A 22,105-nucleotide genomic window follows, 5' to 3' on the forward strand; every position below is an offset into this window, starting at 1 on the left:
AACGACTCCAAACTGACAACGGGCTGGGTGGACCATGAAGAAAAGTATCGTCTGGATGGCGTCCTACCCGAAATCGGGGAACACCTGGACACGTATTTTTCTGGCCAATTATATGGCAAATGCATCCAAACCGATCCCGATCAACAATGCGCATCGCATTGCGATCGGGGATGCGATTGCCAAGACCTACAGCATGGTGGCCGGACGGCCGATTGATACCCAGGACATCGACCTGACGCTGCAAATGCGGCCGCGCGTTTTGCGCGGGATCGTCTCCAATAATGCCGATATCAACCTGGTCAAAACCCATAACGCCCGGATCGTGGCGCATGGCATTCCCCTTATACCGGATGATTTGACCCGCTCGGCCATGTACATCATGCGTAATCCGCTTGATATGGTTCTGTCTTACGCGCGCCATTACGGGATTTCTCAGGCGGATGCCTGTCATGCCGTCAGCCATCCCGACAATGTCAATATGCCGACCGAGTCGATGGTCGTGCAATTCATCGGGTCATGGTCGGACCATGTCCGAAGCTGGACCGGGAAATCGGCCTATCCGGTTCTTGTCTTGCGCTATGAGGACCTGCTGGCAGACCCGCATACGCATTTTGCCAAGGTTGTTGAACATGTCGGCTTGCCGGTCGAGCCAGAGCGTCTGGACCGCGCCATCAGGTTTGCCAGTTTCAAAGAGCTGTCGGCCCAGGAAAAAACCCAGGGCTTTGTCGAGAAATCGCAGGAAAGCGACCGGTTTTTTGCAAAGGGCACAAGCGATCAGTGGAAAACCGATCTTGAGCCGCGCCTTGTCAAAAAGATGAAACGCGCGCATCGCAAGGTCATGACACAATTTGGATATCTCGAATGACAGATATGCGGCGCATTATCTGGCTGGCATCCTATCCCAAGTCCGGCAACACCTGGACACGGATTTTCCTGGCCAATTACATTGCCAACCCGTCAGAACCGCTATCTTTGGGTGAAATGACGAAATACAGCACGGGCGATGCAATCCTTCGGCATTACAATACAGTGGCTGGCCGTCTGATCGACCCGAAAAACTTTCCCCTGACGCTGTCTTTGCGCGACAAGGTCCTGCGCGGTATCATTTCAAACAAGGCTGATGCGTATCTGGTGAAAACGCATAGTAGCCGCAGAGCCGTGCAGGGGGTTGAGCTTATTCCCCCCAAATATACCCGCTCGGCGATCTATATTCTGCGCAATCCTCTTGATATGGTCTTGTCGTCGGCCCGGCACTACGCAATATCGACTGAAAAGGCTGTGGAGAGCATCTCTCAAAGCGGAAAAGTCGTTCCACCCAGCGATAAAACAGTTCCGGTCGTTCAGGGGTCGTGGTCGGAGCACGTGAAAAGCTGGACCTCGTTTGCGCCCTATCCGGTGCTTGTCCTGCGCTATGAAGACATGCTCAGCGATCCGCAGGAGAATTTCGGCAAAATTCTCACCCATCTGGGAATCCCGATCGACAAGGACAGGCTGGACCGGGCCATTCAATTTTCCAGCTTCAATCAATTGAAAGAGCAGGAAGAAAAGACCGGCTTTGTGGAAAAGGCCGAGCATGCCGAAAGCTTCTTTGCTTCGGGTAAAAGCGATCAGTGGAAAACCGAGCTGTCGCCTGAATTGGTCCAAAAAGTGTGCGATGCGCATCGCGACACGATGAAACGACATGGGTATCTGGAATGAGCAATCTGCGCCGCATCATCTGGCTGGCAAGCTATCCCAAATCGGGCAACACATGGATGCGCAGCCTGCTTGCGCATTACTTCATGCCCGCAGGGCAGGCGCCCGATATCAACAACCTGCGCCAATTCACCACCGGCGACACGCGTCAGGACTTTTTTGATGCGGCGGCGGGGGGGCAGTTTCGCGGCGAGAGCCTTGAGGATTGGGTCAGGATGCGCACAAAGGCGCTGCGACTGATTGCGGGGTCAAAGCCGGATTACCATTTTGTCAAAACCCACTGCCAGACAATTCGGATGTTTGATCATGACATCATCCCCCCGGATCTAACGGCGGCGGCGATCTATATCATGCGCAACCCGTTTGACCTTGCCCCATCCTTTGCCCGCCATCAGCGTGCCGATATCGACACCGCTATCAAGATGATGTGCTATCCAGACACAGTTATGGGCACGCCGAACGGGATTTACGACCTGTTGGGCCGTTGGGACGATCACATCAATGTCTGGAACAATGCCCCCGGCCTGCCGCATTATGTGGTGCGCTATGAGGATCTTCTGAGCCATCCGGCCAAGACCATGCGCAAGCTTCTGGAAAAGTTCCTGAGCGTCAAGGTGGAGGGGCCAAAGCTGGCCCGTGCGATCAAGGCGACAAGCTTTGAGGCGATGAAAAAGCAGGAAGAGACCCTTGGGTTTACGGAAAAACCGCAAGGCATGACCGCGTTTTTTGCCAAGGGGCAGGCGGGCGTCTGGCGCGAAGATCTGACGCCGCAGCAGGTGGGCCGTATCCGCGAGGCATTCCTGCCGACACTTGAAAAGTGGTATCCCGAGATGCTGGCGGAAACTGCCGAATTCGCGAAAGCGGGCTAATACGAAAGCGCGAAGCGAAGATTTGTTTTCTCGCCTAGAGTGATTATACTCCACGCAGAGATCAGAAACATCAGCCATCGGAGGTCTGCCATGACGCGCAAGACACTGTTCCTTCTGGGTGCAACCATTGCTCTTGCTGCCTGTACGGTGGCTCGTCCAACTGTGGTCGCTAGATTGGGGGCTGACCCGGTAGTGTCTGGCGGCACCTATAGTAGCGGCGGAGGCGTGAGCGTCGCCGTAGATGTGCGCGAAAATAACGGAAAAACAATGCTTTGCGGCGTCTGGGCGCAAAGCCGCGCGCAATCTGTCCTGACCAATGACGTTGAGCCAAGGCTGCTTGGCTCTGGCTCTGTCTCCTTTGGTGATGACGTCTTGGTGCGTGGCCTTTTGTTCATGCCCGAGGTCGCCCCGGCACCCGAGTATGCAGGCCAGCAGGCGGGATGTGTGGTCACCGAGCGCACCTGGCAGGCAGGCGACGACACCCGCCGACCGCAAATCCATATTCCCGGACAGGTCGTGCATGTTGAAGGCGACGATATCGGAACCTTCGCGGTGACCTTCCGTCAAACCGGCCCGGGGGCTGGCGACAGCTAGGCGGTCTCGGTCTCTGGTCGGCGCTGACCGCTTCGGCGTATCTTGATCACCTGAGCAAGGATCGACAGCGCGATCTCATCCGGCGTTACCGCGTCAATCGCAAGGCCCGCTGGCGCGTTGATCCGCGCCAGTTCTGCCTCATCCGCACCCGCCTCGCGCAGGGTTTCTGCCAAAGTGGTGAATTTCCGGTGGCTTGCGACAAATCCGATGTAATCCGCGCCGCACCCTAGCGCGGTCTTCAACCCATCAAGATCACCCTTGCCTTGGGTCGCGACCACAACCATGCGCCGCGCGCCCGCTGGCAGCGGGCCAAGCGCTATGGCGCTGTCATGGAGGATGATGTCAAAGCTGAACGATCCGGCCAGTGCCGCCAGCGAACGCGCCACCGGCGAGGCGCCGATGATCACCAATTCGGGCTGCGGCAGGACCGGTTCGATAAACAGATCCATCGAGCCTTTGCTGGGGCATCCATTGCGTGCAAACTCTATCCCCTGATGCTCCTCGGGCGCGCCAGGCTCGTCCTCGGGGCGCAGGGATATCAGGCGCGGGGTGCCATCACCAATTGCCGCGACGGCCGCGCGTGTCATCGCCCCGCGCACGCATCCGCCGCCGACCCAGCCCTCTGCAATCGTGCCATCCGCAAGGATAAGTGCCCGCGCACCGGGCTTGGCCGCCGTCGCGCCGACCGTGCGCACCACCGTGGCAATCGCATAGGGGCGGCGCGCCTCGCGCAGGCGGGCGACAGCCGTTGCAATGGCGTTCTCAAGCAATTCCGGGGCCATTACAACCGCTCCAGTTCGGGCTCAAGCGCGGCCAGATCGGCTAGCGTCGTGGCGGGCGCAAATAGATCGAGATAGGGCAGGGCGGCAGCCATGCCACCGGCAACCGGCGCATAATCTTTCCAGCCTTTCAAAGGGTTGAGCCAGATGATCTTGCAGCCCCGCTTGCGCAGACGAGCCAGGGCCTTTGCCAGTCTCTCGGGTGGATCAGTGTCATAGCCATCCGACAGAATGATCACCACGCTGCGCCCGTTGACGAAACGGCGCGCCGGGCCTCTGGCGAATTCATCAAGCGCCGCGCCGATCTTTGAGCCGCCGCCAAAGCCCTCGGCCAAGAGGCTCAGCCGGTTCAGCGCCCGCATCGGATCGGTGTCACGCAAAGCCTCAGTGATGCGCACAAGGCGGGTGTGAAACAGATAGGCGTCGGTGCTTTCATCCGCCCGCATCAGGCCGGACAGAAAGGCGAGGAACACCCGCGCATAGATCGTCATCGAGCCGGACACATCGCAAAGCGCCACGATCCTAATTGGGCGGTCAGGGCGGGCCTTGCGCGGCAGGGCAAGCGGCTCGCCGCCGGTCGACAGGCTCTGACGGATAAGGCGGCGAAAATGGATCTGATCACCCTTGCGCGCCGCGCGACGGCGGCGCGAACGATGATCGCGAAACGCAGCCGCAAGGCGGCGCGCGGTGGCCTCGGCGGCGGCGATATCCTGTGGGCTGACCAGTTGGCGCATGTCCTTGCGCATCAGGTTTTCAACCTGGCTCGCGATGAGCTTGCCGGTGCCGTCGCCATCGGCGCTTGCGTGATCGGCGCCATCGTCGGGGCTATGGAGTGCACCGCGCGCACCTGCGTTTTCGCCCTGTGGGTCGCGGGTGTTGGTGGAATGCCTCTCGGTTCTGTTCTCCCTTGGCACGGCTTTTTCGCGCACCCGCCCATCGGTGCACCAATAGCTGTCAAACAGCAGGTCAAAGCGCGCGGCCTCATCGGCATTGGCGGCGCAGACCGCTTTGAGTGCAAGGTGGGCCTCGTCGGGGTCGCAGGCGGTGACATGGGTCAATGCGGCAAGCGCGGTCTGGGTCTCGCCCACCCCAAGGCGCAGGCCACTGTCGCGCAGATGTGCCATAAACCCGGCCATGCGCGCGGCGGGGCCGGTGTCGCGCGCGGCAAAGCGGGTGATCCGGCTCATGCGGCACGCCCGGCAAGACGCGCGGCCACCTCGGGCGGGATCGCCTCGCGGTCGCTTTGGGTCTTGAGCAGCGTGCCAAGTGCGGCCTGCAGGAGCACGGGGTCATGACTCAGGTCATTCACACCAAGCCCGGCAAGCGCGGCGGCAAAATCAAGCATCTCGGCAATGCCGGGGTTCTTCTCAAGGTCTTCGCGGCGCAGGGCCTGGACAAAGCCGACGATCTGCGCGGCCAGTGTGGCCTCGGTCTCGGGGGCCCTGATTTGCAGAATTGCAAGCTCTACCGCAGGTTCAGGATAATCGCCATGCGCATAAATGCAGCGCCTGCGCAGGGCATCCGATAAATCGCGCGTGCCGTTGGCCGTCAGGATGACGATCGGCCTCGTGGTGGCCCTGATGGTGCCAAGTTCGGGAATGGTAATCTGAAACTCTGACAGTATTTCAAGAAGATAGGCCTCAAATTCCTCATCTGCACGGTCGATCTCGTCGATCAGAAGCACCGGCGCGACGGGCTGTCGGATGGCCTGCAAAAGCGGGCGCTCCAGCAGGTAATCGTCGGAAAATATCCGCGCCTCGACGTCTTTGCCGGTCTCGCCCGCCTCAGAGGCGGCGCGAATGGCCAAAAGCTGGCGCGGATAGTTCCACTCATAGATCGCCTGCGCCGCATCTAGCCCTTCATAGCATTGCAGACGGATCAGCATCGTATCGCGCAGGGCGGCCAGCACCCGCGCGACTTCGGTCTTGCCAACCCCGGCGGCCCCCTCAAGCAAAAGCGGGCGGCCAAGCGAGAGGGCAATATGCACGGCCATGGCAAGATCATCGGCAGCAATATAGCCATGATCCGCCATTCCTTTCTGTAGCGCCCGCCATTCCTGCATGTTTATTTCACCGTTCCAAAAATACTCCGGGGGAGTCCAAGAAAATTCGGAGAATTTTCTTGGATGGGGGCAGCGCCCCCGTGACCGCTAACCGTGCAGACCAAGATCATTGGCCGCTTTCCAGATCCGCCAGTGATCATGCGGCATATGCAGCTGGCGCAACCCTAACGGGCGCAACGCGTCATGCACCGCATTGGAAAACGCCGGAACGCCGCCGACATTCGGGCTTTCGCCCACACCCTTGGCGCCAATCGGGTGATGCGGGCTTGGGGTTTCGGTGTGATCGGTGGTGTAATGCGGCGTTTCCCAGGCCGTTGGCCAAAAGAAATCCATCAGCGTGGCGGTCTTGCAATTGCCCATATCATCATAGGCAATCTCCTGCGCCATGGCGATGGCATAGGCCTCGGTCAGCCCGCCATGCACCTGCCCCTCGATCACCATCGGGTTGATCCGGGTGCCGCAATCGTCAAGCGCATAGACCTGACGGATATGCACCTCGCCGGTATCCACATCCACATCCATCACGCAGATATAGGCCCCGAACGGATAGGTCATGTTCGGCGGGTCATAATAGCTGACCGCTTCAAGCCCCGGCTCGACGCCCGGAATGGCCTGATTATAGGCGGCATAGGCGATCTCGGCCATGGTCTTGAACCGCTCGGGCGCTCCCTTGACGACAAAGCGGTCGACGTCAAATTCGACATCATTGTCATGCACTTCCAAGAGGTAGGCCGCGATCATCTGCGCCTTGGCACGGATCTTGCGCCCGGCAAGGGCTGTGGCCGCCCCCGCCACCGGGGTGGAGCGGCTGCCATAGGTGCCAAGCCCGTAGGGCGCGGTATCGGTGTCGCCCTCTTCGATGGTGATGCTATCGGCGGGGATGCCGATTTCGCTGGCCAGGATCTGGGCAAAGGTGGTGGCATGGCCCTGGCCCTGGCTGATCGTGCCAAGGCGGGCGATGGCGCTCCCGGTGGGGTGAATGCGGATTTCGCAGCTATCAAACATCCCCATGCCAAGGATATCACAGTTCTTGACCGGCCCCGCGCCGACGATCTCGGTGAAAAAGCTAAGCCCGATGCCCATCAATTTGCGGGTCTCGCCGCGCTTGAAGGCCTCAAGCCGGGTCGCCTGTTCGGCCCGCAGCCCGTCGTAATCCACCGCCGCAAGTGCCTTGTCCCAGGCGGTGTGATAATCGCCGCTGTCGTATTCCCAGCCAAGCGCCGACTGATAGGGGAACTGATCCTCGCGGATAAAGTTGATGCGGCGCAGTTCGGCGGCGTCCATGCCAAGCTCGATTGCCAGGAGTTCGATCATGCGTTCGATGAAATAGGCGGCCTCGGTCACGCGGAACGAACAGCGATAGGCCACCCCGCCGGGCGCCTTGTTGGTATAGACCCCGTCAACGCCCACATAGGCCACCGGAATGTCATAGGACCCGGTGCAGATATGGAAAAAGCCCGCCGGAAACTTGGTCGGGTCGGCGCAGGCATCGAACGCACCGTGATCGGCGGTGACCTTGGCCTCAAGGGCGGTGATCTTGCCGTCCTTGGTCGCCGAAATCCGCCCTTTCATCCAATAGTCGCGGGCAAATGCGGTCGCCATCAGGTTTTCCATCCGGTCCTCGACCCATTTCACCGGCTTGCCGGTGACGATAGAGGCCACGATGGAACAGACATAGCCCGGATAGACCCCGACCTTATTGCCAAAACCGCCGCCGATATCGGGGCTGACGACGCGGATGTTGTGCTCTTCGATGCCCGACAAAAGCGAGGCGACGGTGCGCACCACATGCGGCGCCTGAAAGGTGCCATAGAGCGTCAGCTTGCCGTTCACCTTGTCCATCGAGGCCACACAGCCGCAGGTTTCAAGCGGGCAGGGATGAGTGCGGTGGTAATAGATCATCTCTTCGGCCACCACATCGGCGCTGTCGATCACCTGTTCGGTGGCGGACTTGTCGCCTTCTTCCCAGAGGAAAATGTGGTTCGGGTGGCGGCGTTCGCCATGCGCACCGCTGGTCTCGCCTGCGATATCCTCGCGCAATACCACATCGCTTTGCAGGGCTTTGAACGGGTCGACGATCACCTCAAGCTCTTCGTATTCGACCTCGACGAGTTCGACCGCGTCGGCGGCGACATAGCGGTCGCGCGCAACCACATAGGCCACCTCTTGGCCTTGAAACAGCACCTTGCCATCGGCCAGCACCATCTGCTTGTCGCCCGCCAGCGTCGGCATCCAGTGCAGGCCGAGCGGCTCCAGATCCTTGGCCGTCAGCACCGCGACAACCCCGTCAAGCGCAAGCGCGGCACTGGCATCAATCGACACCACCCGCGCATGGGCATAGGGCGAGCGCACGAAATCGCCGTGCAGCATGCCGGGCAGCTTGATGTCATCGACATAGTTGCCCTTGCCTTGGGTAAAGCGGGCGTCCTCGACCCGCTTGCGCGAACATCCCAGGCCCTTGAGCTTGGCAACGCGGTCTTCGCGATCCGGTGTCAGGTCGTTCATTGCGCGGCCTCCTTGGCGGTGTTGATGTCACTGGCTGCGGCAAGCACGGATTTTACGATGTTCTGATAGCCGGTACAGCGACACAGGTTCCCGGCCATGCCAAAGCGCACGTCTTCTTCGGTGGGGTTGGGGTTTTCCTCAAGCAGCTTGGCGGCGCGGGTGATCATGCCGGGGGTGCAAAAGCCGCATTGAAGCCCGTGATGCTCCTTGAAGGCCTCTTGCAGGGCATGACGGCTATCGGGGCTGCCAAGGCCCTCGATGGTGGTGATCTCGGCGCCATCGGCCTGCGCCGCGAACATGGTGCAGGATTTGACCGATTTGCCGTTCAGCGTGACGGTACAGGCGCCGCAATGCGAGGTTTCACAGCCGACATGCGGCCCGGTGATGTTGAGCCGCTCGCGCAGCACGTAAATCAGCAACTCGCGCGGCTCTGCCAGAATATCATGGGCCTCGCCGTTCACGGTCAGGGTGATCTGCATTTTCTTGCTCATGGTGATGTTCCCTCTCAGGCCCGGCCCCAGGCGCGGGTGATCGCGCGGGCGATGATGATGGCGGCGACGTGACGCTTGAAGGCGACAGGGCCGCGATTGTCCTCGGTGGGGTCAATGTCGGCGAGGGCGGCATCGACGGCCGCGCTCACGGCCTCGGCGCCGACATCGGTGCCGACAAGTGCCGCGCCTGCGGCGGCGGACCAGACCGGCACATCGCTGAGGTTGGTCATGGCGATCGAGGCAGCGGCGCAGGTGTCGCCCTCGCGGGTCAGCATGACGGCGGCGGCGGCGGTGGCATAGTCGCCAATCTTGCGCTTTTGCTTTTCGTAGGCAAACCCGCCCTTGGGGGCCTCAAAGCTTATGGCGGTCAGGATCTCGTCATCGCTCCGGGCCGTCATATAGGCCGAGTCGTAGAACGCGCGCGCCAGGACGCTGCGCGTGCCCTCGGGGCCCTCAAGGTGAAATGTGGCATCAAGGCATTGCATCAGGCCGGGCATGTCATTGCCCGGATCGCCATTGGCGACATTGCCACCGATGGTGCCCATGTAGCGCACCTGCGGATCGGCGATCTGAAGCGCGGCCTCGCCGAGGATCGGCGCGAGGCTCATCAGCGCGTCACTGTCGATCACCTCGTGTTGGGTGACCATCGCGCCAAGGGTGACGCGGGTGCCGTCAATGGTGATGCCGCGCAGGGCCTTGATCGCCTGAAGGTCGATCAGATGCGGGACTTCGGCCATGCGCAGCTTCATCATCGGAATAAGGCTGTGCCCGCCTGCAATGACGCGCGCGTCGTCGCCATGTTCGCGCAAGAGCGCAAGCGCAGAGGGTAGATCACCGGGGCGGTGATACTCGAAGGCTGCTGGTATCATGTGGCGTCTCCTCCCAAAGACAGGGCCGGTACGGCGACCGTTGGGAAGAGCCTAGGCAGTGGTGGGCGATTGTCTGCCGATCTGTCCTCAGCGCCGCCTTGCGGTGCACGAATTGCGATATGCATGCACGAGTTGCGAAACCCGTTTACGACGCCTTAAGGTTGAGCGCCCGCGCGCGCCAAGTGTAGGGTGGGTGAAACCCACGCTGTTGCGGGATGGCGCGACCGGGCGGGCGTGGGTTTCACCCACCCTACGGAATGCCGCCGCGTTCTATGCCCTAAAGCCCGAGCGCCTCGCGCAGAGCGGGCAGGCGAGAGCGGCTGACCGGTGTGGTCACGGTTTGCTCGCCAAGGATGAAATGACAGATGCCGTTGTCCTTGCGCCGCTCGAAATGCACGATATGGGCCGGGTTGATCAGATAGCTGCGATGCGATTTCACAAATGGCCCGGCGGCGAGGCGGCGTTCGGCCTCGGTGATCGACCAGACGCAGAAATACCGCTCTGATCCGGCATAAAGCAGGGTGTAATGCCCCTCGGCGCGCACAAAAGCCACATCGCTTGCGTCAATGAAATGCGTCTGGCCGTTCTGCTCGTATGGAATGCGCAGCACGGGCGGGGGCATGGGCGTAACGGCAGGGGCCTTTTCCTGTGACGCGGGGGCCGGGGCGGCATCGGCGCTCGCGGCAGGCGTCAGAAAGGTCACGCCCGACAATAGAAACGCGCCGCAGAGCACGAAGCTGCTGAGAACCACGCCGATGGCGAGGGTTTCATTGCCGATAAGCGGTCCGATCTCGCGCAGGCTGGCCTCGGCGACAAAGCGCGTCCCCGAGATGGCGGCGAAATGCACGGCAAAGACCGAGGCCCCGAAACAGACCGTGCCAAGCAGGATATTGCGGGGGCGCCGCTGGCCATAGGCCACCCAAAACGCCCCGATGTTCAGGCCGCAGGAGGCCAGCACCGCCACTGCCACACCCGGAAGCGTATAGACCGCGCGGCACAGTTGCAGGCCGGACATGCCAATGTAATGCATCGTCACCACGCCAAGCCCGACAATCGCCCCCGCCAGCGTCAGGATCAGCGGCGTGCGAGGATAGAAATGCAACAGCAAAAGCGCCAGCCCGACCATCAGGATCGCCACCAGAGCCGAGCCGAGCGTGATCATCGCATCATAGTATATCGGGATCGGAAGTTGCAGCCCGAGCATCGCCACGAAATGCATTGACCAGATGCCGCCACCAAGCGCCACGGCGGCCAGTGTCACCGAGAGTTTGCGCATCGCCACCGTCTGACCGGCGATGCCCCTGGTCAGCGAAAACCCGGTAAACCCCGCCATCATCGAGATGCTGAGTGAGGCCGCAACCAGCCAGAGGTTATGGGTGTAGTCCAGAAATTCCATTCAACGCCATTAGGTTATTTGAATTGCGCCGCCGCGCTTGTTGGGGTTGCGTTGACGTCAAGAGCAAAGCCTAGTGAGCAAAGGCCAGGCTGACAAGGTTCTTGGGCGCGCGCGGCTAGTCGCCGCTTTCAAGCCGGTTCAGGCCGGTGACAAGAGCGTCGCCCATGCCTGCCGCGTCCATATGCTGGCGCAGACGCTGGTTGTATCCGCCGGGCGTGTTGAGCGCCTCAAGCAGGTCGCCGCAGGGGCTGCTGACAAGGTTGGTGCCGACGAGCATGCGCAAGAAGGCCTCGCCCTGAGTGGGATCAGAGACCCGCGCCGCCAGCCAATCGGCGGCTTGCCCGACCATCCGGGTGGCGGGCGACAAGACCGCCTGCGCACAAAGATAGGCGTCAAGCTCGGCGGCGTCGCGCAGGGCGAAAACCTGATTTTCAGGCGCAAACAGCGAGGCGACAAACCCGGTATCCCCCATCGTAAGAATGGGCGAGCCGCCCTGTGCAATCCCCGGAAACGGCAGCATGATTGCCGCGCCGTGGGCCGGGGCCACAAGCGGCGCAAGGGCGTCAAGCGGCAGGCCCGCCATGAAGGAAATCACCTGTTGATCGGCGCGAAATGTCAGCCTCGACAGGATGTCGGGCGCGGTCTCGGCCATCAGGCCGATGAAAATCGTGTCGCTTTGGTCAATCACGCCCTGATTGTCGGCGATGCTGACGCTTTCGAACTCGGCGGCAAGGCGGGCGGCATGGGCTGCGCCGCGATTGGAGACGGTGATCTTATGCCCGGCCCCGGCAATGCCGCGCACGGTGGCCGATGCAATTGTGCCGGTGCCGATAAATCCAAGCCGCATGTCTAGAGATCCTTCATCAGGCGCAGCGCGTCATAGATCGCTGCGTGGGTGTTGCGTGCACTGACCGCATCGCCAATGCGAAACAGTTGAAACCGGCCCTCGGGGTTGGTCCTGATCGCCTGAGGGTGGCCATTTATCAGGGCGCTTTGATCGACCTCGCCAAGGTTGCTGGAAAGCGGTTTGAGGTCAAAGTAAAGCTCGTCCAGCGGCAGGGTGCCATGGTTGACCACGATCTGATCGACCTCGCGGGTATAGCTGTGATCGGAGTAATCCGTGCCGATGGTCGCCAAGAGGCGATTGCCCGCGCGGGCCACCGACAAAAGGCGGCGCACGACGGTCATGGTCACGTCCTTGTCCTGAAGGCTGCGCATGTAGGGCACAAGGTTCATGCCCATGACCTCGGGGGCAAAGCTTCGGTCGGGGGTCATGATCTCAAGGCGGGCACCGGCATCGGCCAGTACCTCTGCGGCCTGCATCGCGACGTGATCACCGGCGTCGTCAAACAGCAAGACCTCGCGTCCCGGTTTGGCATCGCCCGACAGGATATCCCAGGCGGTGACGGTCAGGTCATTGCCACCCTGCAAGATATCCTGTTGCGGCATTCCGCCGGTGGCGATGATCACGAGGTCAGGGGAAAGGGCTGTGATATCAGGGGCTTCTGCGTAGGTGTTAAATCGAAACATGACGTCGCGCGCGACGCATTGCGCCATCCGCCAGTCGATGATGCCGATCATCTCGGAGCGGCGCTTGGTCTGCACCGTGAGGCGGATTTGTCCGCCCGGCTGATCTGCGGCCTCGATGACAGTGACCTGATGACCCCGCTCTGCGGCAACGCGCGCCGCCTCGAGCCCGCCGGGCCCGGCCCCGACCACGACGACGCGGCGCGGCGTTGCGGCGGGGGCGATGACATGCGGCATGCTTTGCTCGCGTCCGGTGGCGGCGTTGTGGATACAGAGCGCCTCGCCGCCCTGATAGATCCGGTCAAGGCAATAGGTGGCGCCGACGCAGGGGCGGATATCGTCTTCGCGCCCCGCCATGATCTTGGCCACGATGTGCGGGTCGGTCATATGGGCACGGGTCATGCCGACCATATCCAACTGGCCGCTGGCCACCGCATGGCGCGCCGTGGCCACATCGGGAATGCGCGCGGCGTGGAATGTCGGAAGGCCAACCTCGGCGCGAATGCGCCCCGCGAAATCAAGATGCGGGGCCGAGACCATGCCCTGCACCGGGATCACATCGGTCAGGCTTGCGTCGGTATCGACCCGGCCCCGGATCACGTTGAGAAAATCGACCATGCCGCTGTCGCGCAGGCGCTTGCCGATCTCGACGCCGTCGCTGCTCGTGATGCCATTGGTGGCCAGATCATCGGCCGTATAACGCAGGCCTACGATGAAATCGGGGCCGACCCGCTCTCGAATGGCGCGCAGCACATCAAGGCTGAAGGTCATCCGCGCGGCCAGATCACCGTTGTAAGCCCCCTCAAGCGTGTTCTGGCGCGGCGACCAGAAGGCATCCATCAAATGGCCATAGGCCTCAAGCTCAATCCCGTCGAGTCCGGCGGCCTGCATCCGCTCGGCGGCATCGGCGTAATCGGTGATGATGCGGGCAATATCCCAATCCTCCATCACCTTGGGAAAGGCGCGATGCGCCGGTTCGCGCAGGGCAGAGGGCGCCAGCGACGGCAACCAGTCGCCCTTGTTCCAGTTGGTGCGCCAGCCAAGGTGGGTGAGCTGGATCATCACCGCACAGCCATGATCGTGGCACTCATCGACGAGCTTTTTCATCCAGGGCACCACTTCGTCACGATAGGCGAGGATATTGTTGAAAGCCGGCGGGCTGTCGCGGCTGACCACCGCCGACCCGGCGGTCATGGTAAGGGCCACACCGCCGCGCGCGCGCTCGACGTGATAGGCGCGATAGCGATCCTTCGGCAGGCCATCTTCGGGATAGGCGGGTTCATGGCTTGTGGTCATGATCCGGTTTTTCAACGTCAGATGCTTGAGCGCATAGGGCTGGAGCAGCGGGTCTTTTGACATGAAACGGACCTTTCCTTTTGTGTAATCCAAGCCATATGCCGGGCCAAGAATGTGCCCGCGCGCAGGGCCAGCCAACAAGAAGAGCGTGCGAAAGTAAAACGAAATCCGCAGCTGAGGTTTGACAACGGGCACCCAAGATTGACGCTGGCATCTGGACCTTTGCGCAAAGCTGTGGGATGCAAGGAAAGCTGTCCGGTTTGGCCAGAGCCGAGCCCTTGGGGGGACAGGATAAAAGCAGGGCAGGGGAAACCGGCCCATGATCAAGGGAGATGACGATATGAATTTGAAAACACTTGCCATGGCCGGCGCGCTTGGCATCGCGGCCTGTGCCGCGCAGGCAGAGGTCAAGGTTGGCATGATCACCACGCTTTCGGGCGGCGGTGCGGGCCTTGGGATTGACGTGCGCGACGGCTTCATGCTGGCGATCGAACAATCGGGGCGCTCGGATATCGAGGTGATCATCGAGGATGATCAGCGCAAGCCCGATATCGCCGTGCAACTGGCCGACAAGATGATCCAATCCGACAAGGTTGACGTGATGACCGGTATCATATGGTCCAACCTGGCGATGGCCGTCGTGCCCGGTGCCGTGGCGCAGGGCAAGTTTTACCTGTCACCCAACGCCGGGCCGTCGGCGCTTGCGGGCAAGGGCTGTAACAAGAACTACTTCAACGTCGCCTGGCAGAACGACAACCTGCACGAGGCGGCGGGGGCTTATGCCACCGATGAGACCTTCCTGAACGCCTTTATCATGGCGCCGAATTATCCGGCGGGGCAGGACGCGCTGACCGGGTTCAAGCGCTACTTTGATGGCAACATTGCCGGCGAAGTCTATACCCAGCTCGGGCAGACCGATTACGCCGCCGAGATCGCCCAGATCCGCGACAGCGTTGCCGATCACGTGTTCTTCTTTCTGCCCGGCGGCATGGGGATTTCCTTTCTCAAGCAATATGCCGATTCCGGTGTGGATAAGCCGCTTATCGGTCCCGCCTTCAGCTTTGATCAGGGGATATTGCAGGCGGTTGGCGATGCCGCTCTGGGCGTGAAAAACACAAGCCAGTGGAACAAGGATATCGACAATCCGGCCAACGCGGCCTTCGTGGCAAGCTTTCAGGAAAAGTACGGCCGTCTGCCCTCGCTTTACGCAAGTCAGGGGTTTGACACCGCCAACCTCTTGATCAGCGCGGTCGAGACCGCCGATGTCAACGATCCCGATGCGTTCCGCGCCGCGCTGGAAGCCGCGAATTTTGACAGCACGCGCGGGGATTTTGCCTTTGGCAACAACCACCACCCGATCCAGAACATCTATGTGCGCGAAGTGATCAAGGAAGGCGACGTCTATACCAACAAGATCGTCGGCACCGCCCTGACCAATCACGCTGACGCCTATGCGCCAGAGTGCAAGATGTAAGACCACTGGCCGGGCCTTTCATCGGGCCCGGCCGTTGAGCGCGCGCGCATGTCCCTGATCCTTTTCATTGAACAGATGCTGAACGGGGTTCAGTTCGGTGTCATGCTGTTTTTGATGGCGGCCGGGCTGACGCTAATCTTTGGCGTCATGGGGCTTATCAATCTTGCGCATGGCTCGCTTTACATGATCGGGGCCTTTGCCGCCGCATGGGTCGCTGGCATGAGCGGATCGTTTGTTCTGGCGCTGATCGCCAGCCTTGCGGCGGCGGCGGCGGCGGGGGCCCTGATCGAGCTGATGGTGATCCGCCGACTTTATGACCGCGACCATCTGGATCAGGTTCTGGCGACCTTTGCCCTTATCCTGATCTTTTCCGAGGGCACACGCTGGCTTTTCGGGTCGTTCCCGCTGTTTTTGGAAATTCCGCCTTATCTGTCGGGGCCGGTGACCCTTCCGGGGGGGATCGAATATCCGCTGTACCGGCTGGCGATCATCGGGGTCGGCTTGCTCGTGGCGGCGGGGTTGTTCGCGCTGATTGCGCGCACCCGCATCGGCATTCAGATCCGCGCCGGAGAGGCTGACCGCGAGATGATCGCGGCGCTTGGCGTCAATATCTCGGCGCTCTACACCATCGTCTTCGCGCTTGGTGCGGCGCTTGCCGGGCTGGCGGGCGCCCTTATCGGGGCCATTCAATCGGTGCAGGTCGGAATGGGCGAGCCGGTGCTGATCCTGGCCTTTGTGGTGATCGTGATCGGCGGCATCGGCTCGATCAAGGGCGCGCTTGTGGGGGCGATCCTTGTCGGGCTGACCGATACGCTTGGGCGGGTGTTGCTTCCGGCGGTTTTCGCGCAATTCATGGCACCGCAGGCCGCCAGTTCGGTCGGCTCTTCGCTGGCGTCGATGTCGATCTACATACTCATGGCCGGGGTGCTTGTGATGCGCCCCAGCGGCCTGTTTGGAAAGGCCTGAGATGCGCCGCGAACCCCTTTTGAACGCTGCGGTCTTTCTCGGCCTTTTGGCGGTCGTGCTCTGGGCGCGCGCGACGGACGAGCCGTTTACCATCACGCTGGCGACGCGTGTGGCCATTCTGGCGCTGGCCGGTGTCGGCCTTAACCTTGCGCTCGGGCTTGGCGGGCTGGTCAGCCTTGGGCATGCGGTGTTTTTTGGCATCGGCGGCTATGCCATGGGCATTCTCGCCAGTCACGCCCAGAGTTACAGCCCGTTGATCGAGTGGCCGGTGCTGATCGAGGGCACGAAATCCATGCCGGTGATCTGGCTGGTGGCGATGGCGGCCAGCGGTCTTGCGGCGCTTGGTATCGGCGCGCTGAGCCTGCGCACCTCGGGCGTTTATTTCATCATGATCACCCTCGCCTTTGGCCAGATGTTTTACTATTTCGCCATAAGCTGGCCCGCCTATGGCGGCGAGGACGGGCTTTCGATCTATGTGCGCAACGGGTTTCCGGGGCTCAACACGCTCGACCCGATCCAGTTTTTCGCAATCTGCTACGTGATCCTCGGGCTGGCGCTCTGGCTGTTTTCGCGCCTGTCGCGCTCGGCCTTCGGGCTGGCGCTTGGGGCGGCGCGCCAGAACGGCGAGCGGGTGATGGCGGTGGGCATCGCGCCCTATCGGTTGCGGCTTGTGGCCTTTGCCCTTTCGGGGGTGATCACCGGGCTTGCCGGCGCACTTTTCGCCGATCTCAACCGCTTTGTCAGCCCGACCATGTTCAGCTGGCAGACCAGCGGCGAGATCATGGTGTTCGTCATCCTTGGCGGGGTGGCGCGGCTGTTTGGACCAGTTGTCGGTGCGGCGGTGTTTATCCTTTTGGAACATGTCCTTGGGGGCTTAAGTGAATTCTGGCACATCTATCTTGGCGCGGTGCTTTTGGTGGTGGTGCTGTTTGCGCGTGGCGGCATTATCGGGCTTATCGCGGGACGCGAGGTGCGCCATGACTAGCCCGCTTCTGGACATTCGCGGCATCAGCAAATCCTTTGGCGCGATACGGGCCTCCGAGGATGTGTCGCTGACATTGATGAGGGGGGAGATTCACGCGCTGATCGGCCCGAACGGTGCAGGAAAATCGACCCTTATCAAGCAGATAGCTGGCAATCTTAAACCCGACAGCGGCAGTATCTGGTTCGATGGGCGCGATGTGACCTCGCTTGATACGGTGGCGCGGGCGCAGGCCGGGCTTGGCCGCACCTTTCAGATTTCGTCACTGGCGATGGAGATGAGCGTGCTGCAAAACGCGGTGCTTGGGGCGCTTGGCAAACGCGGCCGCGTGATGCGGTTTTGGCGCGACGTGATGCGCGACGCGGCCCTGTTGCAGGTGGCCCATGCAGCCCTTTCCGAGGTTGGCCTTGCCGCGGCCGTAGGCACGCGCGTGGCGGATCTCTCGCATGGGCAGCGCCGCCAGCTTGAGGTCGCGGTCGCCCTCACGCAATCGCCCAAGGCGTTTTTGATGGACGAGCCGATGGCCGGGCTCGGCGGCGAGGGCACGGCCCGCCTGACGCCGTTTCTGGATGGCCTGCGCCACCGCGCCCCGATCCTTCTGGTCGAGCATGACATGGACGCGGTCTTTGCCCTTGCCGACCGGATCAGCGTGCTGGTCTATGGTCGCATCATCGCCACCGGCAAGCCCGATGCGATCCGCCAGAACGCCGAGGTCCGCGAGGCCTATCTTGGCGATGAGGCCTTGACATGAGCCTGTTGCAACTGTCCAACGTCACCGCCTTTTACGGCCCCGCGCAGGCGCTTTTTGACGTCAGCCTTGACCTCGAAGAAGGCGAGGTTCTGGCGCTGATGGGGCGCAACGGCATGGGCAAGACGACGACGATCAAGGTGATCTTTCGCCTGCTCAGGCACCAAAGCGGATCGGTTATGTTTGACGGGCGCGATCTTGGGCCGCTGCCAAGCCACCGCGCGGCGCGTGCGGGGCTTGGGCTTGTGCCCGAGGGGCGGCGCTGTTTTGCCAACCTGACGGTGCGCGAAAACCTGATCGCGGCGGCGCGCCCGGGGCTGTGGGATCTGGCGGGTATACAGCGGTTTTTCCCGCGCCTGGGCGAGCGGGCCGAGCAAAACGCCGCCTCGCTGTCGGGTGGCGAGCAACAGATGCTGGCGATCGGGCGTGCCTTGATGACCAACCCGCGCGTTCTTGTGCTGGACGAGGCGACAGAGGGGCTTGCCCCCGTGGTGCGCCAGGAAATCTGGGCCGCGATTGCGCGGCTCAAATCCGAGACCGGGCTGTCACTGATCGTGGTGGATAAATCCCTGCGCGAACTGGCGGGCGTGGCGGATCGCGCGGTGATCCTTGAAAAGGGGCGCTCGGTCTGGAGCGGGGCCTTTGACGGGCTGACCCCCGAGGTCAGGGACCGGTATCTGGGGATTTAGGGCGGTGCCCTTTAGCCGATTTTGAACCGCGTTGCATGTTCGGGCAGCGCGACGCCTTCAAGGTTTCGCGGATCAGCAAGAGGCGCGCCGATTTCGGTGCGCAGCGGAATGACCCCGGCCCAGATCGGCAGGGCATAATCGTCGTCCTCGTCATTCGGGCCGCCGGTGCGGATCTTGGCGCTGCCCTCGGTGATCTCCATCCCCAACACCATGGTCGCCTTGATGTCCTGCGCGTGATCGGGGCGCAGGGTGTCATAGCGGCCGGGATAGAGCCCTTCCATGAACTGGCGCAGTTTTTTGCGCTTTTCATCCGGGTCCTCGACCATATGCGCGGTGCCAAACAGCATCACCGAGCGGCTGTTGACCGAATGATGCATGCCTGTCCGGGACTGCGGAACGCGGGCCTCGCTGGTGCCACAGCCCGCCCTGGCAGAGTTCATGCAAAGTGGTGATTTTGCCACCCACCTGCGCCGGATGCGCCGTACCTATGCCAAGCGGCAGGCAAGCCTTGTTCGCGCGCTTGAGGGGGCGGCCGGTTACCTTGATGTCCGGAATGACCCCTCGGGCATGCATCTGTGTTGCGATCTGCGGGGCGGTATCGGTGTTTCGGACGCAGAGATATCGGCACGCGCAACAGAGCAGGGGCTTTGCGTGCGGGCGCTGTCGTCGCATGCGGTTTTGCCCGATCCGCCAGAGGCGCTCTTGCTGGGCTATGCGGCCTTTGACGAGGCGACATTGGGCCGGGCTGCCACGACGCTTGTCGCCGTGCTGCGCGATCTTGCGAAACCGCTCTAGCCGCGCTGATCGGCAAGCAGATGCGTCTTTATCCGCTGAAAGCCATATCCGATATGAACCCGCTGAACATAGCCGACGGCCGCCATATCGCCCGCTTCAAGCGCGTTGCAAAGGTCAGATAGCTCGTCCAGCAGCGATTTGGCGACCTCGGCGCCGACAATGGTACTGACGCGGTGCCAGGTGCTTGCGGCCTGATAATAGGTCTGAAGCCAGAACGAGCGCAGCACGACATTGCCGATCAGATCGGCGATCAGCTTGTTCAGGCGATCGTTGAGTTTGACGTAGGTGCGCGGGTCGACATTCATGCCCCAGGCCTGAACCTCTTGCAGCAGGGCCTGCGCCAGGGCGATGTGATCTTCGCCGACCTGTTTGGGCGAGAGGGTTCCGATCAGCATCGCCAGTTCAAGGCGCATTTCATAGACCTGCCTGATTTCGGCGTCAGAGAGGGCAACAACCACCGTGCCGACGCCGTTGCGGGTTTCGACAAGCCCAAGGTGGCTTATGCGGCTGATGGCATCGCGCACCGGCGTGCGGCTTACGCCGAATTCTCGGGCAATCACGGCCTCCTTGAGCTGATCGCCTGGCTGATAATCCAGAAAGCAGATCCGCTCCAGAATGAGCCGCTGAATGCTTTCCACGATGGTTTCGCCGTCGGGGCCCGGTGCCAGGTGTTTGTCGATCAAAGACAAGGCTTCATCCTCAGTTTGGCAGGGCCGATATCCCCATCTGGATACTGTATTCGCCCGGTTTGTTCAATCAACACTCAAAAGTCGGGCCAAGGCGCGAGTCTGCGCGCGACATCCGAAAATCGCGGTTTGAGAGCGGCAAAAAACCAGGCGCGCGGCCAGCTCGCGGTGCATTTTGCCCCTGACACACAAAAAATGATCAATCTTATACTTTAGGGTGTATAATTTATGCGCGATATATCTTTGCGAGAGTGTAGGCTAAGCGCGATTAAGTCAGTTGGTTTAGAAAGGGGGTGGACGTGCTGTATTCTGCACCTGCACGTGTCACGGTTCACAAGCACCTCGACGAGGCGACGACGCTTCGCATTCTCAATGCCTTTGCGGTTGATCTGATCGCCATTCCCAGCGTTGAAGATCTGTTCTGGTATGTGGCGCAGAATGTCGTCGGGCAACTGCGCTTTGTTGATTGCGTGATCTATCAGGCAAATCAGGACCAGACCGAGCTTACCCAGGTGGCCGCCCTTGGTGATAAGAACCCTTATGGGCGCAACATCCTGAACCCGCTTAGAATCCCGTTTGGCCAGGGCATCACCGGACAGGTGGCGCAAAGCCGGAACGCGATCATCGTCGATGACCTTCTGAAAGATCAGAACTATATTCCCGATACGCAACCGGCCCGCTCGGAGATTTGCGTGCCGCTGGTGTCGCGGGGCCGCGTGGTCGGCGTCATCGACAGCGAACACCCGGACCCCGGCGCATTTGGCGAGGCCGAACTGGAAGTTCTGACCACGGTTGCGGCGATGGCCAGTGCCAAGATAGAGCTTTTGGCGGAAGCTGAACGATCAAAACAACGCTATCAGGATCTGGTGAAATCCCATGCTCAGCTGAGCGAAGAGATAACCAATCGCAAGGCGCTGGAGGCCAAGTTGTTCGAGGCGCGAAAGCTTGAGGCGATTGGTCGTTTGACCGGATGGTTCGCGCATGATTTCAACAATCTGCTTACCGTGATTTCGGGCAACCTCGAACTTCTGGACGCCGACATCACCCAGCCTTTGTCACGCGCAGGCCTGAACGATGCCCGAACGGCTGCGGGGCGGGGGGCGAAACTGATCCGGGATATGCTGGCGTTTTCCCAACGCACCCGACTGAACCCGCAGATGTGTGACCCCAACCGGCTCGTCACGGCCACTTGCGACCACAAGAATGGCCTCTTGACCCGGCCGGTCGATCTTAGACTGACAGATGACCCATGGATGATTCATGTAGATCCGAAAGTGGCTGAAGACGCTTTGGTCAATCTTATCGTGAATGCGCAGGATGCGATGCCTGAGGGCGGCAGGCTGGAGATTGCGACAGAAAATATCCTGCATACCTTTTCCTGCAATCAGACCCTCGCAATAGATCTGACCCCCGGACGATATCTGCGCCTGAGTGTCAGAGACGATGGCGAGGGGATACCCGAAGAGCGGCTGCAAAAGATTTTTGACCCGTTTTATACAACCAAGCCCGTTGGTGCGGGCACAGGCCTGGGCCTGTCGATGGTCTTTGGCTTTATGCAGCAATCGGGGGGCACAGTCGAAGTTCAGTCCAAAGTTGCAAACGGGTCCACATTCCGGCTGTATTTTCCGGCTGTCACAAGCAATGGCAACGGTTTGTTAACCAAAACTCCTTAACCAAAAGTT

The 22,105-nt window shown here is 61.2% G+C and carries 22 protein-coding genes; 11 read left to right on the top strand and 11 right to left on the bottom strand.

What is annotated here, in order from left to right:
- Positions 1-34 precede the first annotated feature (34 nt).
- The 4 genes from BUB78_RS04285 (at position 35) to BUB78_RS04300 (ending at position 3,158) form a co-directional block, all read left to right on the top strand.
- A complete protein-coding gene (locus BUB78_RS04285; protein WP_073195382.1) occupies positions 35-865 on the top strand; it encodes a sulfotransferase domain-containing protein in 831 nt (276 codons plus the stop codon).
- Entirely contained in the window at positions 862-1,698 is an 837-nt protein-coding gene (locus BUB78_RS04290) for a sulfotransferase domain-containing protein (protein ID WP_245813352.1), read from the top strand. Before BUB78_RS04285 ends, BUB78_RS04290 begins: the two co-directional genes overlap by 4 nt.
- The gene (locus tag BUB78_RS04295; RefSeq protein WP_073195384.1) at positions 1,695-2,564 is read left to right on the top strand and encodes a sulfotransferase domain-containing protein; all 870 of its coding nucleotides are present in this window, start codon (positions 1,695-1,697) and stop codon (positions 2,562-2,564) included. The genes BUB78_RS04290 and BUB78_RS04295 overlap by 4 nt, the downstream gene beginning before the upstream one ends.
- A 90-nt stretch (positions 2,565-2,654) precedes the next feature.
- Complete coding sequence (locus tag BUB78_RS04300; RefSeq protein WP_073195386.1) at positions 2,655-3,158, top strand: hypothetical protein; 504 nt, start codon at positions 2,655-2,657, stop codon at positions 3,156-3,158.
- Here the strand turns inward: BUB78_RS04300 and BUB78_RS04305 are convergent.
- The 9 genes from BUB78_RS04305 to BUB78_RS04345 form a co-directional block, all read right to left on the bottom strand.
- Entirely contained in the window at positions 3,155-3,940 is a 786-nt protein-coding gene (locus tag BUB78_RS04305) for an XdhC family protein (RefSeq protein WP_073195387.1), read from the bottom strand. The genes BUB78_RS04300 and BUB78_RS04305 overlap by 4 nt on opposite strands.
- A complete protein-coding gene (locus BUB78_RS04310) occupies positions 3,940-5,124 on the bottom strand; it encodes a vWA domain-containing protein (protein ID WP_073195390.1) in 1,185 nt (394 codons plus the stop codon). Before BUB78_RS04310 ends, BUB78_RS04305 begins: the two co-directional genes overlap by 1 nt.
- The gene (locus BUB78_RS04315; RefSeq protein ID WP_073195392.1) at positions 5,121-5,999 is read right to left on the bottom strand and encodes an AAA family ATPase; all 879 of its coding nucleotides are present in this window, start codon (positions 5,997-5,999) and stop codon (positions 5,121-5,123) included. The genes BUB78_RS04310 and BUB78_RS04315 overlap by 4 nt, the downstream gene beginning before the upstream one ends.
- An 87-nt stretch (positions 6,000-6,086) precedes the next feature.
- Positions 6,087-8,504 (bottom strand): aerobic carbon-monoxide dehydrogenase large subunit, encoded by a 2,418-nt coding sequence (locus tag BUB78_RS04320; RefSeq protein WP_073195394.1) that lies wholly within the window; start codon positions 8,502-8,504, stop codon positions 6,087-6,089.
- A complete protein-coding gene (locus BUB78_RS04325; RefSeq protein WP_073195396.1) occupies positions 8,501-8,995 on the bottom strand; it encodes a (2Fe-2S)-binding protein in 495 nt (164 codons plus the stop codon). The genes BUB78_RS04320 and BUB78_RS04325 overlap by 4 nt, the downstream gene beginning before the upstream one ends.
- 14 nt (positions 8,996-9,009) lie before the next feature.
- Positions 9,010-9,864, bottom strand: a complete 855-nt coding sequence (locus tag BUB78_RS04330) for an FAD binding domain-containing protein (RefSeq protein WP_073195398.1) — start codon at positions 9,862-9,864, stop codon at positions 9,010-9,012.
- 277 nt (positions 9,865-10,141) lie between these two features.
- Positions 10,142-11,260 (bottom strand): MHYT domain-containing protein, encoded by a 1,119-nt coding sequence (locus BUB78_RS04335; protein WP_073195400.1) that lies wholly within the window; start codon positions 11,258-11,260, stop codon positions 10,142-10,144.
- 115 nt (positions 11,261-11,375) lie between these two features.
- The gene (locus tag BUB78_RS04340) at positions 11,376-12,107 is read right to left on the bottom strand and encodes an NAD(P)-binding domain-containing protein (RefSeq protein ID WP_073195402.1); all 732 of its coding nucleotides are present in this window, start codon (positions 12,105-12,107) and stop codon (positions 11,376-11,378) included.
- A 2-nt stretch (positions 12,108-12,109) separates the two neighbouring features.
- A complete protein-coding gene (locus tag BUB78_RS04345; RefSeq protein ID WP_073195740.1) occupies positions 12,110-14,146 on the bottom strand; it encodes an oxidoreductase in 2,037 nt (678 codons plus the stop codon).
- A gap of 277 nt (positions 14,147-14,423) precedes the next feature.
- Here BUB78_RS04345 and BUB78_RS04350 point away from each other — a divergent pair, with 277 nt between their 5' ends.
- The 5 genes from BUB78_RS04350 to BUB78_RS04370 are packed head-to-tail and all read left to right on the top strand — an operon-like array spanning position 14,424 to position 18,942.
- Positions 14,424-15,557, top strand: coding sequence for an ABC transporter substrate-binding protein (locus BUB78_RS04350; protein WP_073195742.1), 1,134 nt, complete (start codon positions 14,424-14,426; stop codon positions 15,555-15,557).
- A gap of 48 nt (positions 15,558-15,605) precedes the next feature.
- Positions 15,606-16,523, top strand: a complete 918-nt coding sequence (locus tag BUB78_RS04355; RefSeq protein WP_073195405.1) for a branched-chain amino acid ABC transporter permease — start codon at positions 15,606-15,608, stop codon at positions 16,521-16,523.
- A 1-nt stretch (position 16,524) separates the two neighbouring features.
- The gene (locus BUB78_RS04360) at positions 16,525-17,508 is read left to right on the top strand and encodes a branched-chain amino acid ABC transporter permease (RefSeq protein ID WP_073195407.1); all 984 of its coding nucleotides are present in this window, start codon (positions 16,525-16,527) and stop codon (positions 17,506-17,508) included.
- On the top strand, positions 17,501-18,256 hold the full coding sequence (locus tag BUB78_RS04365) for an ABC transporter ATP-binding protein (RefSeq protein ID WP_073195409.1): 756 nt from the start codon (positions 17,501-17,503) through the stop codon (positions 18,254-18,256). Before BUB78_RS04360 ends, BUB78_RS04365 begins: the two co-directional genes overlap by 8 nt.
- The gene (locus BUB78_RS04370) at positions 18,253-18,942 is read left to right on the top strand and encodes an ABC transporter ATP-binding protein (protein WP_073195411.1); all 690 of its coding nucleotides are present in this window, start codon (positions 18,253-18,255) and stop codon (positions 18,940-18,942) included. Before BUB78_RS04365 ends, BUB78_RS04370 begins: the two co-directional genes overlap by 4 nt.
- Positions 18,943-18,953: 11 nt before the next feature.
- Here BUB78_RS04370 and BUB78_RS04375 read toward each other — a convergent pair whose 3' ends face one another.
- Positions 18,954-19,319, bottom strand: a complete 366-nt coding sequence (locus BUB78_RS04375) for a pyridoxamine 5'-phosphate oxidase family protein (protein WP_245813353.1) — start codon at positions 19,317-19,319, stop codon at positions 18,954-18,956.
- Between BUB78_RS04375 and BUB78_RS04380 the strand changes: the two genes are divergently transcribed.
- Positions 19,318-19,737 (top strand): aminotransferase-like domain-containing protein, encoded by a 420-nt coding sequence (locus BUB78_RS04380; protein ID WP_220083986.1) that lies wholly within the window; start codon positions 19,318-19,320, stop codon positions 19,735-19,737. The genes BUB78_RS04375 and BUB78_RS04380 overlap by 2 nt on opposite strands.
- Here the strand turns inward: BUB78_RS04380 and BUB78_RS04385 are convergent.
- Positions 19,734-20,420 carry a GntR family transcriptional regulator gene (locus tag BUB78_RS04385; protein ID WP_245813354.1) on the bottom strand — a complete coding sequence of 229 codons (687 nt, stop codon included), beginning with the start codon at positions 20,418-20,420 and terminating at the stop codon, positions 19,734-19,736. The genes BUB78_RS04380 and BUB78_RS04385 overlap by 4 nt on opposite strands.
- Before the next feature lie 302 nt (positions 20,421-20,722).
- On the opposite strand from BUB78_RS04385, the gene BUB78_RS04390 reads away from it, so the two are divergent.
- Positions 20,723-22,096 (top strand): sensor histidine kinase, encoded by a 1,374-nt coding sequence (locus BUB78_RS04390; RefSeq protein ID WP_170865019.1) that lies wholly within the window; start codon positions 20,723-20,725, stop codon positions 22,094-22,096.
- Positions 22,097-22,105 lie beyond the last annotated feature (9 nt).

This window comes from Roseovarius marisflavi, from assembly GCF_900142625.1.
In the GTDB taxonomy this organism is placed as follows: Bacteria; Pseudomonadota; Alphaproteobacteria; order Rhodobacterales; family Rhodobacteraceae; genus Roseovarius; species Roseovarius marisflavi.

Excerpts from the sequence above, each read along its gene's own strand:
- BUB78_RS04285 (WP_073195382.1), top strand. The coding sequence starts at position 35 with ATGAAGAAAAGTATCGTCTGGATGGCGTCCTACCCGAAATCGGGGAAC.
- BUB78_RS04290 (WP_245813352.1), top strand. The coding sequence starts at position 862 with ATGACAGATATGCGGCGCATTATCTGGCTGGCATCCTATCCCAAGTCC.
- BUB78_RS04295 (WP_073195384.1), top strand. The coding sequence starts at position 1,695 with ATGAGCAATCTGCGCCGCATCATCTGGCTGGCAAGCTATCCCAAATCG.
- BUB78_RS04300 (WP_073195386.1), top strand. The coding sequence starts at position 2,655 with ATGACGCGCAAGACACTGTTCCTTCTGGGTGCAACCATTGCTCTTGCT.
- BUB78_RS04305 (WP_073195387.1), bottom strand. The coding sequence starts at position 3,940 with ATGGCCCCGGAATTGCTTGAGAACGCCATTGCAACGGCTGTCGCCCGC.
- BUB78_RS04310 (WP_073195390.1), bottom strand. The coding sequence starts at position 5,124 with ATGAGCCGGATCACCCGCTTTGCCGCGCGCGACACCGGCCCCGCCGCG.
- BUB78_RS04315 (WP_073195392.1), bottom strand. The coding sequence starts at position 5,999 with ATGCAGGAATGGCGGGCGCTACAGAAAGGAATGGCGGATCATGGCTAT.
- BUB78_RS04320 (WP_073195394.1), bottom strand. The coding sequence starts at position 8,504 with ATGAACGACCTGACACCGGATCGCGAAGACCGCGTTGCCAAGCTCAAG.
- BUB78_RS04325 (WP_073195396.1), bottom strand. The coding sequence starts at position 8,995 with ATGAGCAAGAAAATGCAGATCACCCTGACCGTGAACGGCGAGGCCCAT.
- BUB78_RS04330 (WP_073195398.1), bottom strand. The coding sequence starts at position 9,864 with ATGATACCAGCAGCCTTCGAGTATCACCGCCCCGGTGATCTACCCTCT.
- BUB78_RS04335 (WP_073195400.1), bottom strand. The coding sequence starts at position 11,260 with ATGGAATTTCTGGACTACACCCATAACCTCTGGCTGGTTGCGGCCTCA.
- BUB78_RS04340 (WP_073195402.1), bottom strand. The coding sequence starts at position 12,107 with ATGCGGCTTGGATTTATCGGCACCGGCACAATTGCATCGGCCACCGTG.
- BUB78_RS04345 (WP_073195740.1), bottom strand. The coding sequence starts at position 14,146 with ATGTCAAAAGACCCGCTGCTCCAGCCCTATGCGCTCAAGCATCTGACG.
- BUB78_RS04350 (WP_073195742.1), top strand. The coding sequence starts at position 14,424 with ATGAATTTGAAAACACTTGCCATGGCCGGCGCGCTTGGCATCGCGGCC.
- BUB78_RS04355 (WP_073195405.1), top strand. The coding sequence starts at position 15,606 with ATGTCCCTGATCCTTTTCATTGAACAGATGCTGAACGGGGTTCAGTTC.
- BUB78_RS04360 (WP_073195407.1), top strand. The coding sequence starts at position 16,525 with ATGCGCCGCGAACCCCTTTTGAACGCTGCGGTCTTTCTCGGCCTTTTG.
- BUB78_RS04365 (WP_073195409.1), top strand. The coding sequence starts at position 17,501 with ATGACTAGCCCGCTTCTGGACATTCGCGGCATCAGCAAATCCTTTGGC.
- BUB78_RS04370 (WP_073195411.1), top strand. The coding sequence starts at position 18,253 with ATGAGCCTGTTGCAACTGTCCAACGTCACCGCCTTTTACGGCCCCGCG.
- BUB78_RS04380 (WP_220083986.1), top strand. The coding sequence starts at position 19,318 with ATGCCTGTCCGGGACTGCGGAACGCGGGCCTCGCTGGTGCCACAGCCC.
- BUB78_RS04375 (WP_245813353.1), bottom strand. The coding sequence starts at position 19,319 with ATGCATCATTCGGTCAACAGCCGCTCGGTGATGCTGTTTGGCACCGCG.